The organism is Xenorhabdus aichiensis, assembly GCF_028598775.1.
In the GTDB taxonomy this organism is placed as follows: Bacteria; Pseudomonadota; Gammaproteobacteria; order Enterobacterales; family Enterobacteriaceae; genus Xenorhabdus; species Xenorhabdus bovienii.
Map to the genome: position 1 here is coordinate 32,310 of NZ_JAQRFO010000013.1, position 16,604 is coordinate 48,913.

The following is a 16,604-nucleotide window of genomic DNA, read 5'->3' on the forward strand; positions in this document are numbered from 1 at the left end:
TAAATCACATATTGATTCATATCAAATAAACAAATTTCAATATTATATTTATAGATAATTATCATTATTGTCAAAATAACAAAAATAAATAAATTCACAAGATATAAAAACAAAATAAATAATTACAATAATATATTTAAACTTTTATTTATTATATCTATATATCGTGAATAATAACATAGTCTATCTTAATTTTAATTATTAAGATTGGTAATTATCACAGCAACATGAAGGAAAAGTATTGATGTTGAATGTCCTGGGAGGACAGATTGCTTATTGTCGCCAAGAAAAGAAACCGTCACTAAATACCTCTGATTCGGAACTGAAGATATTAGTGACGGTTCAACTAAAGGTCAGGATAATTACATACGAAAAATATAAAATTCGTTATATCACCTGAAATAAATTTGACTCTTTGGCAATAACAGAATCTTTAGCGATCATTATGACGCCAGAATAATCATCGATATTGCTGATAATAACCGGGCTGATCATCGATTTGGCATGAGCATTCAAGTACTCAAGATCCAGTTTCAACAACGGTTCACCTGCTTTAACTGTCACCCCTTCTTCAATCAGGCGTTCAAACCCTCTGCCATTAAGGGTGACGGTATCAATACCTATATGAACAATGACTTCAACACCATTATCTGCCGCAATACATACTGCATGATTAGTATCGAAAATTTTCACAACAGTCCCGGCAATAGGAGAAAAAACAGTATCTGACGTCGGCTTAATAGCAATGCCATCTCCCACTAACTTGCTGGAAAAGGCTTCATCAGGTACATCTTCCAATTTAACCAATTCACCCGTTACAGGGGCGATTAAAGTCAAAATCGGTGTGCCTTCCTGCTTGCTATCTTTCTTTGCCCGAATATTAGGCTCAGAATGCTGAGATTCTGCTATTGCCGAAACAGGACCTTTTGCCAAGACTTCCTTCATAGCACTGGCAATCAACTCTGCCCGGGTTCCCACAATGATTTGAACACTCTGCTTATTCAGACGAATAATCCCTGAAGCGCCAAGACGTTTGGTCAACTCATTATTGACCAGCCCAGAGTCTTCCACTGATAAACGCAAACGACTAATGCAGGAATCAATACCCGTCAAGTTATCTGATCCCCCTACTGCGGCAATGTATTGACGAGCTTCTTCCTGAATATTATTCACCGAATTGCCATTCTTTTTCGCCATATTCACATTATAACCATCGGTTTCATCGGTGGCTGACAATTCACGCCCCGGTGTCATCAGGTTGAATTTCTTGATGGTGAAACGGAATACGACATAGTAGAGACAGAAGAATACCAAACCTTGAGGGATCAGCATGTACCAGTGAACAGCCAGTGGGTTACGCGAAGAAAGCAGCATATCGACAAACCCTGCACTAAAGCCAAAGCCTGCGATCCACTCCATCGTGGCCGCGATATAGACAGAAATCCCCGTTAAAATGGCATGCAAAACATAAAGCACAGGCGCTACAAACATGAAAGAGAATTCAAGTGGCTCAGTCACCCCCGTGAAGAAAGCCGCAATAGCTCCCGCCATCATGATACCAGCAACTTTAGCTTTGTTTTCAGGACGTGCGCAGTGGTAAATCGCCAATGCGGCTCCCGGTAATCCGAACATCATAATGGGGAAGAAACCCGCTTGATAACGTCCAGTGATACCCGCAATGGCCGTACCTGCTTCAATCGATTTCTGACCACCGAGGAAGTTAGGAATATCATTAATGCCAGCAACGTCAAACCAGAATACCGAGTTTAACGCATGATGCAGGCCAACAGGAATCAACAGACGGTTAAAGAATGCGTAAATACCCGCACCGGTTGACCCAAGATTAGTGATACTTTCACCGAATGCCACCAGCCAGTCATAAACCACTGGCCAAATGAACATCAGGATAAAAGAAACCAGAATCATCAGGAAAGAGTTTAAGATAGGTACTAAACGGCGACCACTGAAGAATGACAACGCCTGTGGTAACTCCACGCTACTGTAGCGGTTATACAGTTCAGCAGAAAGTACACCAATTAAAATCCCAACAAACTGGTTATTGATCTTCCCAAATGCCTTCGGTACTTCATCAATCGGCATACTTTTAATCATGGCGATAGATGCGGGAGAACACAGATTTATGACAACAATAAATCCGATTAACCCCGCGAGTGCAGCAGCACCATCTTTATCTTTCGACATACCATAGGCAATCCCAACAGCAAACAACATCCCCATATTGTTAAGAATGGCATTACCGGATGTGATAAGCAGTGCTGCCAGCGCATTATCAGCACCCCAACCCGTCGGATCGATCCAGTACCCTATCCCTACCAATATTGCCGCTGCCGGCAATGTCGCAACGGGCACCATCAATGCCCGACCAATACGTTGTAAGTAGCTTAGAATGTTCACTCTTGCCCCCTTGAAGCTCCGTTAATGGAGTCTTTTTGTTAATTCATGATCTGATGACATCACTTATGTATTTCTTGTTAAAACATTTTTTAGTCTAAAAAGATTATTTTGTATCGCAAATTAAATCCTTCTAATATGTGATAAACGTCACCACATTTGATAAATTTTTAATCAATTATCTAGCTGGCACACAAAACTTATTTTATGATTAAAAATATCTTCGAGGTATTGAATGGGTCAAACCCGTCGACAGAACAGGTATGATAGGTGCTTTTGCCCTACGGCTATCCAGTCGCCCCCATAATTAATAACAAATGATTTAAGAGGTAATCATGAGGCTGATCCCCCTAACTAATGCAAGCGATGTCGGACGATGGTCTGCTCACTATATTGTTAGTAAAATCAATGCATTCAATCCAACCGCAGAGCATCCTTTCGTGCTTGGCCTACCCACTGGCAGTACTCCACTGACCACTTATAGAGAACTTATTGCTCTGTATCAGGCGGGAAAAGTCAGTTTCAGGCATGTAGTGACATTTAATATGGATGAGTACGTCGGTATTCCTGAAGATCATCCCCAGAGCTACCATACGTTCATGTACCAAAGCTTCTTTAGTCATATTGATATTCCAAAAGAAAACATCAATTTGCTCAACGGTAATGCAGCAGATATTGATGCTGAATGCCTACGTTACGAAAATAAGATCAAGTCTTACGGGAAAATCCACCTGTTTATGGGCGGAGTTGGTAATGATGGTCATATTGCCTTTAATGAACCCGCGTCTTCCCTCTCTTCACGCACTCGTATCAAAACGTTGACCATTGAAACGCGAACCGCAAACTCCCGTTTTTTCAATAATGATGTGGAACAGGTTCCGAAATATGCATTAACGGTCGGTGTAGGAACTTTGATGGATGCCGAAGAAGTCATGATTCTGGCGACAGGCATGAAAAAAGCACAGGCTCTGCAAGCGGCTGTCGAAGGCAGTATCAACCATATGTGGACAGTAAGCTGTCTCCAGATGCATGCTAAATCGGTCATCGTCTGTGATGAACCCGCAACAATGGAGTTGAAAGTGAAGACAGTGAAATATTTTCGCCAGTTAGAGGCCGATATTCTTAATGAATTCGCCAGCTAGTATTTATTCAGGAGGCCAGAATGTACGCTTTAACTAACTGCGTTATCTATACCGGGTACGAGAGGCTTGATAACCACGCGGTTATCATTGCAGACGGCTTGATTCAGCACGTTTGCCCGATAAATGAATTACCGGAACATATTGAAAAACACGATTTACAGGGCGCAAACCTCTCCCCAGGGTTTATTGACCTACAAGTCAATGGCTGTGGGGGAGTCCAATTTAATGAGCGACTGGAAGATCTTACAGAAGATACGCTGAATATCATGCAGAAAACCAATCAGCGCTACGGTTGTACCAGTTTTCTGCCGACGTTGATCACCAGTCCCGATGAATTGATGATAACGGCAATCGAAGTGATGCGTTCCTATCTGACAAAGCATCCTAATCAGGCGCTGGGGCTGCATCTGGAAGGGCCTTATATTAATCCCATAAAAAAAGGGACTCACAATCCAGCCTATATACGCAAGCCAACCTCCGAAATGGTCAACTATCTGTGCATTAATGCCGATGTGATCACTAAAATCACACTCGCTCCTGAAATAGTGGAAAGTAAGTATATTCATCAGTTGACCGAAGCCGGCATTATTGTTTCTGCTGGCCATTCCAACGCAACCTATGAAGAGGCTCGCCACGGCTTCCAGCAGGGTATCTCTTTTTCCACCCACTTATATAACGCCATGCCCGCCATTTCCGGCCGCCAGCCAGGGCTAATCAGTGCCATCTATGATTCTTCCGAGGTCTATGCCGGCATTATCTGTGACGGAATGCATGTTTCATGGCCGAATATCCGCAACTCCAAGCGATTAAAAACCGACAAATTAATCTTAGTGACGGATGCCATCGTCCCTGCTGGCCTTGACCCGAAAACCAATACACTAGAACAATTTACCTTTGCCAATAAAACAATATACTATCGAAATGGCTTATGTGTTGATGAGAATGGCACACTGAGCGGCTCATCAATCACGATGATTGAGAGCGTCAAGAATAGTGTTGAATATGTTGGTATTGCTTTGGATGAAACATTGCGGATGGTGACGCTTTATCCAGCCCGAGCAATCGGTGTTGATAAACGCCTCGGTACGATTGAACCCGGTAAGGTCGCGAATCTGACTGCATTTACTCATGATTTCAACATCTGCAAAACCATCGTTAATGGAAATGAAATCGAACTATCGTGAGTATATCGCCTGATGAGTAATCATAATGCACAGAAGCAAATCGGTAATATTGATCTGGTCAAACAGCTTAATGGTGCCGTGGTCTATCGGCTGATAGACCAACATGGGCCAATATCCCGCATCCAGATTGCAGAAGAAAGCCAGCTTGCTCCCGCCAGCGTAACCAAGATTACTCGTCAGTTACTGGAACGGGGCTTGATAAAAGAAGTCGAGCAGCAGGCTTCCACCGGAGGGCGGCGCGCGATCTCAATCATCACCGAAACTCACCACTTCCATACCATCGGAGTCAGGCTTGGCCGCCATGACGCCACGGTGGCGCTATTTAATATGAGCGGTAAGACGCTAGTGGAACAGCACTATTCAGTTCCAGAGAATACGCAACAGGAAGTCGAAAACCGGATTATCTCCGCCATTGAAGATTTCATCGAGAAAAATCAGCGGCGGCTCCGTGAATTGATCGCAATTTCAGTCATTCTGCCCGGTCTGGTTGATCCCGATGACGGTGTCATTCGCTATATGCCTCACATCAAAGTAGATAACTGGCCACTGGTCAAAAACCTCAACAATCATTTCAATATCTCTTGCTTTGTTGGGCATGATATTCGCAGCCTTGCACTGGCCGAACATTACTTCGGGGCAACCCGCAATTGTGAAGACTCACTTCTGGTACGTATTCATCGTGGCACGGGAGCAGGAGTCATCATCAATAAGAATATTCTGCGCAACAAACGTGGCAATCTGGGTGAAATAGGCCACATCCAGATCGAGCCACTTGGCGAACGCTGCCATTGCGGTAATTTTGGCTGTCTGGAAACGATCGTATCCAATTCAGCGATAGAAACCAGAGTTCAACATCAATTACGACAGGGTTTTCCAAGCCAGCTAGCCTTGAATAATTGCAATATCCATGCGATCTGCCTCGCAGCCAATGAAGGTGATCCACTGGCAGTAGAAGTTATCAGACAAGTAGGGCACTATCTTGGTAAAGGGATCTCGATTGCGATTAATTTATTTAATCCCCAGAAAATCGTCATTGCCGGTGATATTACCGAAGCGGAACAGGTTTTACTCCCCGCGATTCAAAGTTGCATCAATACGCAGGTGTTAAAAGCATTCCGAGAGGATCTTCCGGTGGTCGTTTCTGAGCTAAATCATTGTTCTGCGATTGGTGCATTCGCCTTGACGAAACGTGCGATGCTGAACGGTGTACTGCTGCAACATCTTCTTGGCGGATAATTTTAACCTCTTTTGCCGATAAAATCGGCAAAGCGATTACAAGCCAAACAAACAAACGTTTTTGTGCATATTTCTTTAAAAAAGCAGTTGACGCATTGGTCTGATATACGCATAATGCGCCCCGCACCGCCGATGAAGGCAAAGCGAAAAAAGATGGCTACGTAGCTCAGCTGGTTAGAGCACAGCACTCATAATGCTGGGGTCACAGGTTCGATTCCCGTCGTAGCCACCATCTTTGCGGGAGTGGCGAAATTGGTAGACGCACCAGATTTAGGTTCTGGCGCCGCAAGGTGTGCGAGTTCAAGTCTCGCCTCCCGCACCATTTCTTTCATTGGGTTGTACTTAGAATGTTATTTCGAATAACAGTTTAAGTTTTAGTGTGTTGTTTTCAGGTGGGGTATCGCCAAGCGGTAAGGCACCAGGTTTTGATCCTGGCATGCCCTGGTTCGAATCCAGGTACCCCAGCCATATTATTGAAAACAAGTGATGATATTCAGGTGGGGTATCGCCAAGCGGTAAGGCACCAGGTTTTGATCCTGGCATGCCCTGGTTCGAATCCAGGTACCCCAGCCATCATAATGAAGATTGTCACAAACTTTACGATTTGATAATTTTACATCGTAAATGGCTACGTAGCTCAGCTGGTTAGAGCACAGCACTCATAATGCTGGGGTCACAGGTTCGAATCCCGTCGTAGCCACCATTAACAATTCAATTGGGGTATCGCCAAGCGGTAAGGCACCGGATTCTGATTCCGGCATTCCCAGGTTCGAATCCTGGTACCCCAGCCATATTTATCAATGTGTTACATGAAGTGACGTGTTGAAAAAGAATATACAGTAAGAATATTCTTTGATATAGAAGGCCACCGAAAGGTGGTTTTTTGCTTTCCTTCCATCAAAATACCAACACCTAAAAATCCATTTTAAAGCTCACCAAGCGATTATCTGATTAAAGGGTAGCATGGCTAGTGTTAACCAATTATCCCCTTCTACCGTTGTTTCTATGGCGAATTTTAGGCTCGCCTCTCTACACTCACCGAAAAGAAAAGCAGGAAATTGTGGAAAGGTAGGAATTCTCCTCTTTTGTCGGATTTAAAAAGCCAGTCAACGAGTGAATACACGTCTCCCAAAATAACTCAGATTTCAGATTATTGACAACCGCCATCTCTCCATTGACTATGCCCATGGACTCCAAAATAGTGGTGAAAAAATCATTTTCATCACAAACCCCTTGACTCTGACAGTACTGTCAAGGATTTCATGGTGACTTATGATTCATCTGAATAATCGGCGTAAAGGTTGGGGAATTCTATGTCAATTGAAGAGAATGATTGCCAAGGCGCTGTTACTAAGCCAGTTCGTAAAACAAGCTGGTTTTCAATAATTATATTATCGCTGGCAGCAATAATTTTCGTAACAGCTGAGCTCCTTCCTATTGGAGTACTACATGAAATTGGAAATACTTATAATAAATCCGCAGGTAATATAGGGTTGATTGTTACCGGATATGCTTGGGTAGTAGCATTATCTGCAATAAGCGCCACTTCTTTTTTTATGAAAGTAGAAAAGAAGAAACTTGTTATAGGTATTCTCTTGGCATTCTCAATATCAAATCTGATAGTTTCTTTTGCACCAAATTTATTCTGGTTATATATAGGAAGAGTGATAGGCGCATTCTTTCATGGTGTATTTTGGTCAATTGTAGGCCCTCTTGCAGTAAGGTTAGTTCCTGACAGTGGAAAAGCTAAAGCGACGTCATTAGTGTTTGGTGGTATTGCTATTGCTTCTGTAGCTGTTGTTCCCATAGCAACGTTTGTTTCGCAAAATATTGGTTGGCGATTGTCTTTTATAAGCCTCGCTATTATGGGATTACTTATTACCATTGCAGCACTCTTTTCGATGCCTAAAGTACATCAAGCTGATGCGAGCAAAAAAATAGCTATAAAAGAAATCATTACTCAGCCTTATCTAAGAAGAACATTTCCAGTTACAGCCCTCGCCCTGAGTGGAAATTACTGTGCTTTTACCTATATAAGTCCACTACTGGAGAATAGAGCTGGAATCAGCCACGAACAATTACCATTCTTTCTACTGCTTTTTGGTATGTTTGGAGTAATAGGAAATATAATTTCAGGGTTTATAACAGATTCCAGACTGGTTGCTGCTACAAGAGCAATATTAGCCGTCTTAATTATTTCTGTCATTGGTATTGGTTATTTTTCAGAAGGTAATGTCGCCCTGACCTACTCTTTTGTTGCTATGTGGGGTATAGGGATCTGTTTGTTAACAGTTACCCTTCAATCTCTTGTTCTTAATTTAGCGACAGACACTGGAGAACGAGCATCTTCAGTCCATGTCGCGATGTTTAATACAGGTATTGGCTCAGGCGCATTTATAGGCGGAATTTTGATAGATAGATTTAACACCGAAACTACAGCTTTGACAGGAGGAATACTATTAACAATCGCATTCGTTATTTTAATTCCTAAAATAAAACTAAATAATAATAGTTCTTCTTAATTAAATGAGATTAGGTAATACATCCAATTTATTGATGCGATAAAAATTTCAGCTGAGAAATAAGCATGGAAAAAAGTTCATCTAAATAAAATCCAGTTCAGTCTTTGCTACAGATTATTAAAATTAGGCCATAGTATATCACGAAAAAATAAATAAGATTTAAACATTGAAATTTATTCAAGATAATTACATCATGATTACGCAATAAATTCTCTTCAATATTTTACAATATCGATTTTTCGTTGAATACTGTTTTTATTGTCCAGTCAATCTATTTAAAAATTAGCAAGGAATACCAATATAAGAATAGATTTAGCTAGTAAATCTACTACCGACGAAATTATAAAAACCATGACTGGCATGAGAAACACGCCAGTTTTTTACTAAAAAATATAATGTAACAGACCTTTTTTATTTGAGTTTTAAAAAAAGATACTAACATTATGTTATACATTTTTACTAAAAATTGTGACGTCAGATATAAATTGATCTAGCAACGAAAGAGCTCGTGTATTTTTGTTAAGATCCGCTTTAATTTTATCTCTGTGTTGCTTTAGGGTTGCAATAATGAGAGGACAAGGAGAGAGTTTGATTGGTTCACTAACAATACATGGCATCAGGACTCTGACTGCATCTAACGTTAATCCTGCTTCTTGAAGGGACTGTATACTTCTTATGGTGATTAAATCCTTTGATGTGAATCTTCTATAACCAGAATTTGTTCTATCAGGCTTAAGTAAACCTTGTTCTTCGTAATAACGTATCATTCTAGCGCTAACTCCAGTTTTACTAGATAACTCCTTTATTTTCATGCCTCACCTCATATCAATTTGACAATATATACCTGTAAATTAACTTTTCTGCAGATTCTGAAAATAAGACTAAGAGCCTATCCCAATAGATATCCTAAAGATGGAACACTTTTCATACGGCGATAGCGGCACTACAAAGTATGATATTAGTATCTCCATCGTCAAATCTGACCAATGCAGAGCCAGTTCAAAGGAATCATAGGCTCTTTTCATTAGACTCAACAATAAATTGTGCAATTCCATCATACTCAATACGACCAGAACCGGACTTCGTAGCCATCCAAGCCCTGTCTCTTCAAAATCACTTTCTATCTCCCAGCACTGATCCGTTTGAATTACTACAGATTAACTACAACCCCAATGCATATTTCAGCGCCAGCTTCTTCATCGCCCCTGAACGTTGTGCCGCCATCAGTACTAAATTCCGCATGGTTTTCAATCCTGGCAAATCATGGCTGAATGCGGTGTGGAAGAGATCCATACCCGCCTGCATCACTAAATTGTCCGGCATCCTGCGACGTTGATAACGCATCAATACCGCTTGAGAATCCCACTCTTCCTGTAATTCTTTGGCGTTTATCAGCACGTTAAGCAAAACCTCAACATCTCGATAACCTAAATTCACGCCCTGCCCGGCCAATGGATTAATGGTGTGAGCCGCATCGCCAAGCAAGGCCAATCCCTCACGCACATAGTGGCTGGCATGGTGACGAGTCAGAGGAAACGAACCCACAGCAATTGGAGTCACTTTGCCTAGGCGGGCGGGAAATGCCTGAAAGATTTCTCGCTCAAGCTGTACCATCGTCATCGACTGTAATTGACGAATTCGGGCAGGAGAATCGTACCAGACCAATGAAGCCCACTGATCAAACAGAGGCAAGAAGGCTCTCGGGCCAGAAGGGAAAAACTGCTGCCATGTTGTGTCCTGCTGAGGTTGCTCGGTTTTGACGGTGATCAACATACATGACTGCCGATATTGCCACCCATTGCTGCCAATACCTGCCAGTTGTCGAACTTGAGAGCGGGCACCATCTGCACCAATGATCAAACGCGCATTCATTTCCGTGCCATCAGTCAATGTTATTTGCCACATTTGATGTGCATTCTGCCGTTGCATCGATTTCAGGGCGGCCGGGCAAAACAGCGTCAGATTCGGGTAACGTGCAAACTCCTGCCACAGTGCCAATTGCAGGATGCGGTTCTCTACCATATAGCCCAACTCTGTCAACCCGAGACTTTGGGCATCGAAAGTCACGTTGGAATCATCCTGTTCCCACGTCTCCAATTTCCGGTAAGGCGCACTGCGCATCCGCAAAACATGGTTCCAAACGCCTAATTGTTTCAATAAATCCACGGAAGCGCAGCTAATTGCAGATACGCGAAGATCCGGTTCATTACCTTCATCATAAGGCTGAGGCGGCTGGTGCTCCAGTAACGCGACACGCCAGCCCTCTTGTGCGAGTCCCAAAGCCGTCGCTGCACCAACCATACCCGCACCCACGACGACGATATCGAATTTTTGCTGTGGATTATTCATATTCATCACGCCATTAACTTCCTGATTAAAATAGTGTACCGGAATTTTCCCTTTCCGGCTGTGAATATCCGATGTTACAGTCTGGTCACTGGTGCCTCAAATGACTACAATAGCCTGTAATATTATGCTAAATACATTATGTTCAATACACTGCGCTTTTCAGTGTTGATGCAACATTTCACTGGAAATACCGGATACATAAAATGTCGACGATAAAAAAACTGTATATCAAAACTTGGGGCTGTCAGATGAACGAATATGATTCATCCAAGATGGCCGACCTACTGGAAACCACTCACGGTTATCAGTTAACCGATGTCGCCGAAGAAGCAGATATCTTACTCCTGAACACCTGTTCAATCCGTGAAAAAGCCCAAGAAAAAGTCTTCCATCAACTCGGACGCTGGAAGGGTCTAAAAGACAAAAATCCCGAAATTATTATTGGTGTCGGCGGCTGCGTTGCCTCTCAGGAAGGGGATTTCATCCGCCAGCGCGCTCCTAGCGTTGATATTATCTTCGGGCCTCAAACCCTGCATCGCCTGCCTGAAATGATTAATCATGTGAAAGGCACCCATAGCCCAATAGTTGATATCAGCTTCCCTGAGATCGAAAAATTCGACCGAATGCCAGAACCTCGGGCAGAAGGCCCGAGCGCATTCGTCTCCATCATGGAAGGCTGCAATAAGTACTGTACATTCTGCGTCGTTCCTTACACCCGCGGAGAAGAAGTCAGCCGTCCTTGTGATGATATTCTGTTTGAAATTGCCCAGCTTGCGGCACAAGGCGTACGTGACGTTAACCTGCTCGGTCAGAACGTCAACGCCTACCGAGGCGCAACATTCGACGGGGATATCTGTACATTTGCGGAATTACTGCGTCTGGTCGCGGCCATTGATGGTATTGATCGTATTCGTTTCACCACCAGCCATCCAATTGAATTTACTGATGATATTATCGAGGTCTACGAAGACACACCGGAGTTAGTCAGCTATCTGCACCTACCCGTACAGAGTGGCTCTGACCGTATCCTGACCCAGATGAAACGTGCACATACCGCGCTGGAGTACAAAGGTATCATCCGCCGTCTGCGCAAAGCACGTCCTGACATTCTGATCAGTTCTGACTTCATCATCGGTTTCCCTGGTGAAACACAGGATGACTTCGAAAAAACCATGCAACTGATTGCCGATGTGAATTTCGACATGAGTTTCAGCTTCATCTATTCAGCACGTCCGGGAACCCCTGCGGCCGATTTGCCGGATGACGTGAGTGAAGAAGAGAAAAAACAGCGCCTGTATCTGCTCCAGCAGCGTATCAACCAGCAGGCCATGAGCTTCAGCCGCGCAATGGTTGGCAGTACACAGCGTATTCTGGTTGAAGGCACATCCCGCAAAAATATCATGGAGCTTTCCGGCCGTACTGAAAATAACCGCGTGGTTAACTTTGAGGGAACGCCTGACATGATTGGCAAGTTCGTTGATGCCGAAATTGTTGACGTGTATGCCAACTCCCTGCGCGGTAAAGTTATCCGTACTGAAGATGAGATGAATTTGCGCATCCATGAGTCACCTGAGTCAGTCATCGCCCGTACCCGCAAGGAAGATGAAATCGGCGTTGGCATTTATCAGCCTTAACAGGTCCTAACATAGAGATAATCAGTGACACAAATAAACTCACAAGTAGCAACACAAGAGATCTTTCTGGAACCCGCAGATAATCAACGGCTGATGAGTCTGTGTGGCCCACTTGATGACAATCTGAAACAACTTGAGCGTCGTCTTGGAATCGAGATCAGCCGCCGCGACAATCGTTTCAAACTGGTGGGTAAACCACTGTGTGTCAGTGCAGTAGCCGGTATCCTGCGCCATCTTTACGTCGAAACCGCACCTGTCCGCAGCGTGATCCCAGTTCTTGAACCTGAACAGATTCATCTGGCCATCACAGAAAGCCGCGTGCTGGAACAATCGGCAGAAAGTATTCCTGACTATGGCAAGGCTGTGAATATCAAAACCAAACGGGGTGTTGTGAAACCCCGTACGCCCAATCAAGCACAATACATTGCCAATATCCTTGATTATGATATTACATTTGGAATTGGGCCCGCAGGGACAGGGAAAACTTATCTGGCCGTTGCCGCCGCCGTTGATTCACTGGAACGTCAGGAAATTCGCCGTATCCTGCTAACCCGTCCAGCGGTTGAAGCGGGTGAAAAGCTGGGGTTTCTACCGGGCGATCTGAGCCAGAAAGTCGATCCTTACTTGCGTCCGCTTTACGATGCCCTGTTTGAAATGTTGGGATTTGAAAAAGTTGAGAAGTTGATCGAAAGAAATGTTATTGAAGTGGCTCCACTGGCCTATATGCGTGGACGTACCCTCAATGATGCCTTTATTATTCTCGACGAAAGCCAGAATACCACCATCGAACAGATGAAGATGTTCTTAACCCGCATTGGCTTCAATTCCAAAGCGGTGATTACCGGTGACGTGACTCAGATTGACTTGCCAAGAGGCCAGAAATCCGGCCTTAGCCACGCAGTAGAAGTCTTGTCTGAAGTTGATGAATTAAGCTTTAATTTCTTCCATAGCGAAGACGTTGTCCGTCATCCTGTGGTCGCCAAAGTCGTTATCGCCTATGAAGCATGGGAATCTGCGGAACAGAAACGGAAACAAGAGCTTAATGATAAACGCAAGCAGGAAGCACAATGAATTCAGTTATATTAGATTTACAAATTGCATGTGAAAACCCAGAAGGGCTTCCTGATGAAGCCCTTTTCCAGCGCTGGCTGGAGAGTGTTCTGCCACAATTTCAAGCAGAAAGTGAAGTAACAATCCGCCTAGTCGATGAGGCAGAAAGCCACGATTTAAACCTCACTTATCGCGGGAAAGATAAACCAACCAATGTGTTATCCTTTCCGTTTGAAGCACCGCCTGAAGTGGAATTACCTTTGCTCGGTGATTTAATCATCTGCCGTCAAGTTGTTGAACAAGAAGCAGAGGAACAACAAAAAACAGTTGAAGAACACTGGGCACACATGGTAATTCACGGTTCTCTCCATCTGCTTGGATACGACCATATCGAAGACGATGAAGCAGAAGAAATGGAATCTCTGGAAACAGAAATTCTACAAAAAATGGGTTATGCTGATCCCTATTTAGCGGAAAAAGAATAACCGTTAGCATCATTTTTATGCTAAAAATTACGATTTACAATATTAATTAATGGGGAATTTTCATTCAAACGCCATGAGCGACGACCATCCTTCAAATAACGATAGCCCTGGCCCTAAGAAAGGCTTTCTTGCGCTTCTTAATCAACTTTTTCACGGTGAACCGAAAAACCGTCATGATTTGGTTGAACTGATCCGTGATTCTGAACAGAACGATCTGATCGATCCCGATACTCGAGAGATGCTCGAAGGGGTAATGGATATTGCTGACCAACGCGTGCGTGACATTATGATCCCTCGCTCACAAATCGTTACCTTAAAACGAAATCAACCTCTGGACGAATGTCTGGATGTGATTATCGATTCGGCTCACTCACGCTACCCTGTAATCAGCGAGGACAAAGATCACATCGAAGGCATTTTGATGGCAAAAGATCTTCTGCCATTCATGCGCACGAATGCAGAGCCTTTCAGCATTGATAAAGTGCTGCGTCAGGCTATTGTGGTGCCAGAGAGCAAACGTGTTGACCGCCTGCTGAAAGAGTTCCGCTCCCAGCGTTACCATATGGCAATTGTAATCGATGAATTCGGTGGTGTTTCCGGTCTGGTCACGATAGAGGACATTCTTGAACTGATTGTGGGCGAAATAGAAGACGAATACGACGATGATGAAGATAACGATATTCGTGCCTTAAGCCGCCATACTTATTCAGTACGGGCATTGGCTCAAATCGAAGATTTCAACGATGTTTTCGGCACCAATTTCAGCGATGAAGAAGTGGATACCATCGGTGGGCTAGTGATGCAGGCATTTGGTCATCTACCTTCCCGGGGTGAATCTATCGACATAAATGGTTATCTTTTCAAAGTAGCAATGGCAGATAGCCGGAAAATCATTCAGGTTCATGTCAAAATACCGGATGATGCTGACGTTCCTGGCCTTGATAAACAATAATAGGATCTGGATGAACAAAGCCTCATTATTGAGTTGCCAGCGGCTACGCGCCTTGCTGGCACTTTTCTTAGGAGCCAGTGGAACACTGGCTTTTTCACCTTTTGATTTCTGGCCTGCTGCATTCCTGTCCCTTTTCGGCCTGCAAATTCTGACACTCAACAGAACCACTCGACAGTCTCTCTTTATTGGCTTCTGCTGGGGATTTGGCTTATTTGGCAGTGGTACAAACTGGGTTTATGTCAGCATCGCGAATTTTGGCGGCATGCCCACTGTCGTCAATATCTTTCTGGTTATACTGCTATCTGCCTATCTCGCTCTTTATCCCACTCTGTTTGCTGGCCTGCTCAACCGTTTTTTTCCGGCCGCCAACGGGCTCAGGCTGGTCGTTGCCAGTCCAGCACTATGGCAATTGACTGAATTCCTGCGTGGTTGGGTATTAACTGGGTTTCCATGGCTGCAATTTGGCTACAGCCAGATCGATGGCCCAATGAAAGCTATTGCCCCTATTCTGGGGGTGGAAGGCATCACCTTCCTGATGCTAATGATCAGTGGTCTGCTGGTGCTTGCCACTATCCGGAAAAAACTTTCACTGGCTATCGCCGCGGTTATTCTGCTGCTGCTGCCGTGGCCAATGAAATATTATCAGTGGTATACCCTACTGCCAGAGAAATCTGCCGATATCGCACTGGTTCAGGGCAATATTCCCCAAGTCATAAAATGGAATCCCTCAGAACTGGAAAATACGCTGGACATCTATCTAAATAATAGCCGTCCTTTCATCGGTAAAATACCCATCATCATCTGGCCGGAATCTGCCATTACTGCTTACGAAATCACTCAAGGTAATTTCCTGACCGAACTGGATTCTTTGTTAAGACAGCGTAATACCAGCCTGATTACCGGAATTCCTGATGCTCGTCCCACATTGGAAGGCTATAAATTCTATAACAGTATTATCGTGTTGGGAGATAAAACACCTTACCGATATCCGGCATCGATCCGCTATGATAAACATCATCTCGTTCCGTTCGGTGAATTTGTTCCGCTGGAGTCAATATTGCGCCCATTGGCCCCCTTCTTCAATTTGCCAATGTCTTCCTTCAATCGTGGTGATTATATACAGCCACAGCTTTCTGTAGCAGGGCATAACATAACTGCTGCAATCTGCTATGAAATTATTTTGGGCGAGCAAGTACGTGATAATTTCAAGCCCGATACTGAATTTTTGCTGACAATTTCTAATGATGCCTGGTTCGGACGCTCTATTGGCCCGTGGCAACATTTCCAAATGGCACGAATGCGCTCTCTTGAATTGGGACGCCCATTGCTTAGAGGAACAAATAACGGTATTACTGCGGTTATCAGGCCAGATGGCTCAATACAAGCCAAGCTTCCACAGTTTACCCGTCAAGTGTTGGAAGCTAAGGTTACTCCAGCTAGTGGCAGCACCCCTTATTTTCGCTTTGGTTATTGGCCGGTATGGGGATTAGCACTACTGTTCATTGGCTTCGGATTGATAAGCAACCGCCGCCGAACTTAATTTCCTATTCAGTAGATCCCTCAATAAAAGATCAGGGTATATTATTTATACCCTGATCTTCTCTATGCCTCATTCATTCCACAGAAAATTCCAACCAA

At 43.8% G+C, this 16,604-nt stretch carries 12 protein-coding genes and 6 tRNA genes; 15 read left to right on the forward strand and 3 right to left on the reverse strand.

Going from position 1 to position 16,604, the window contains the following annotated elements; all coding sequences use genetic code 11:
- Positions 1 to 387 precede the first annotated feature (387 nt).
- Positions 388 to 2,415 carry an N-acetylglucosamine-specific PTS transporter subunit IIBC gene (gene nagE / locus PSI22_RS08005; protein ID WP_273579306.1) on the reverse strand — a complete coding sequence of 676 codons (2,028 nt, stop codon included), beginning with the start codon at positions 2,413 to 2,415 and terminating at the stop codon, positions 388 to 390.
- 332 nt (positions 2,416 to 2,747) lie between these two features.
- On the opposite strand from nagE, the gene nagB reads away from it, so the two are divergent.
- The 10 genes from nagB to PSI22_RS08055 all read left to right on the forward strand — a co-directional run bounded on the left by nagB (position 2,748) and on the right by PSI22_RS08055 (position 8,496).
- A complete protein-coding gene (gene nagB / locus PSI22_RS08010) occupies positions 2,748 to 3,554 on the forward strand; it encodes a glucosamine-6-phosphate deaminase (RefSeq protein WP_273579307.1) in 807 nt (268 codons plus the stop codon).
- Between the two features lie 20 nt (positions 3,555 to 3,574).
- Positions 3,575 to 4,738 (forward strand): N-acetylglucosamine-6-phosphate deacetylase, encoded by a 1,164-nt coding sequence (gene nagA, locus PSI22_RS08015; protein ID WP_273579308.1) that lies wholly within the window; start codon positions 3,575 to 3,577, stop codon positions 4,736 to 4,738.
- 12 nt (positions 4,739 to 4,750) lie between these two features.
- Positions 4,751 to 5,974 (forward strand): DNA-binding transcriptional regulator NagC, encoded by a 1,224-nt coding sequence (nagC, locus tag PSI22_RS08020; protein ID WP_038249198.1) that lies wholly within the window; start codon positions 4,751 to 4,753, stop codon positions 5,972 to 5,974.
- Between the two features lie 155 nt (positions 5,975 to 6,129).
- A tRNA-Met gene (locus tag PSI22_RS08025) sits at positions 6,130 to 6,206 on the forward strand.
- Between the two features lie 5 nt (positions 6,207 to 6,211).
- Positions 6,212 to 6,296 (forward strand) — tRNA-Leu (locus PSI22_RS08030).
- 71 nt (positions 6,297 to 6,367) lie between these two features.
- Positions 6,368 to 6,442: transfer RNA gene (locus PSI22_RS08035), tRNA-Gln, on the forward strand.
- A gap of 30 nt (positions 6,443 to 6,472) precedes the next feature.
- Positions 6,473 to 6,547 (forward strand) — tRNA-Gln (locus tag PSI22_RS08040).
- A gap of 53 nt (positions 6,548 to 6,600) precedes the next feature.
- Positions 6,601 to 6,677, forward strand: a tRNA-Met gene (locus PSI22_RS08045).
- A gap of 13 nt (positions 6,678 to 6,690) precedes the next feature.
- Positions 6,691 to 6,765, forward strand: a tRNA-Gln gene (locus PSI22_RS08050).
- A gap of 522 nt (positions 6,766 to 7,287) precedes the next feature.
- Positions 7,288 to 8,496 carry an MFS transporter gene (locus PSI22_RS08055; RefSeq protein ID WP_273579309.1) on the forward strand — a complete coding sequence of 403 codons (1,209 nt, stop codon included), beginning with the start codon at positions 7,288 to 7,290 and terminating at the stop codon, positions 8,494 to 8,496.
- Positions 8,497 to 8,942: 446 nt separating this feature from the next.
- Here PSI22_RS08055 and PSI22_RS08060 read toward each other — a convergent pair whose 3' ends face one another.
- Together PSI22_RS08060 and ubiF are read right to left on the reverse strand one after the other, a co-directional pair.
- The gene (locus tag PSI22_RS08060; protein WP_273579310.1) at positions 8,943 to 9,308 is read right to left on the reverse strand and encodes a MerR family transcriptional regulator; all 366 of its coding nucleotides are present in this window, start codon (positions 9,306 to 9,308) and stop codon (positions 8,943 to 8,945) included.
- A gap of 349 nt (positions 9,309 to 9,657) precedes the next feature.
- Positions 9,658 to 10,845 carry a 3-demethoxyubiquinol 3-hydroxylase gene (ubiF, locus tag PSI22_RS08065; protein WP_273579344.1) on the reverse strand — a complete coding sequence of 396 codons (1,188 nt, stop codon included), beginning with the start codon at positions 10,843 to 10,845 and terminating at the stop codon, positions 9,658 to 9,660.
- 203 nt (positions 10,846 to 11,048) lie between these two features.
- Between ubiF and miaB the strand changes: the two genes are divergently transcribed.
- From miaB to lnt, 5 genes are all read left to right on the forward strand, one after another.
- Positions 11,049 to 12,479, forward strand: coding sequence for a tRNA (N6-isopentenyl adenosine(37)-C2)-methylthiotransferase MiaB (gene miaB, locus PSI22_RS08070; RefSeq protein WP_038180093.1), 1,431 nt, complete (start codon positions 11,049 to 11,051; stop codon positions 12,477 to 12,479).
- 24 nt (positions 12,480 to 12,503) lie between these two features.
- A complete protein-coding gene (locus tag PSI22_RS08075) occupies positions 12,504 to 13,550 on the forward strand; it encodes a PhoH family protein (protein WP_038217532.1) in 1,047 nt (348 codons plus the stop codon).
- A complete protein-coding gene (gene ybeY, locus PSI22_RS08080; RefSeq protein WP_038180101.1) occupies positions 13,547 to 14,014 on the forward strand; it encodes an rRNA maturation RNase YbeY in 468 nt (155 codons plus the stop codon). The genes PSI22_RS08075 and ybeY overlap by 4 nt, the downstream gene beginning before the upstream one ends.
- A gap of 73 nt (positions 14,015 to 14,087) precedes the next feature.
- A complete protein-coding gene (corC, locus tag PSI22_RS08085; protein WP_038196074.1) occupies positions 14,088 to 14,966 on the forward strand; it encodes a CNNM family magnesium/cobalt transport protein CorC in 879 nt (292 codons plus the stop codon).
- Between the two features lie 10 nt (positions 14,967 to 14,976).
- Complete coding sequence (gene lnt / locus PSI22_RS08090) at positions 14,977 to 16,506, forward strand: apolipoprotein N-acyltransferase (protein ID WP_273579311.1); 1,530 nt, start codon at positions 14,977 to 14,979, stop codon at positions 16,504 to 16,506.
- Positions 16,507 to 16,604 lie beyond the last annotated feature (98 nt).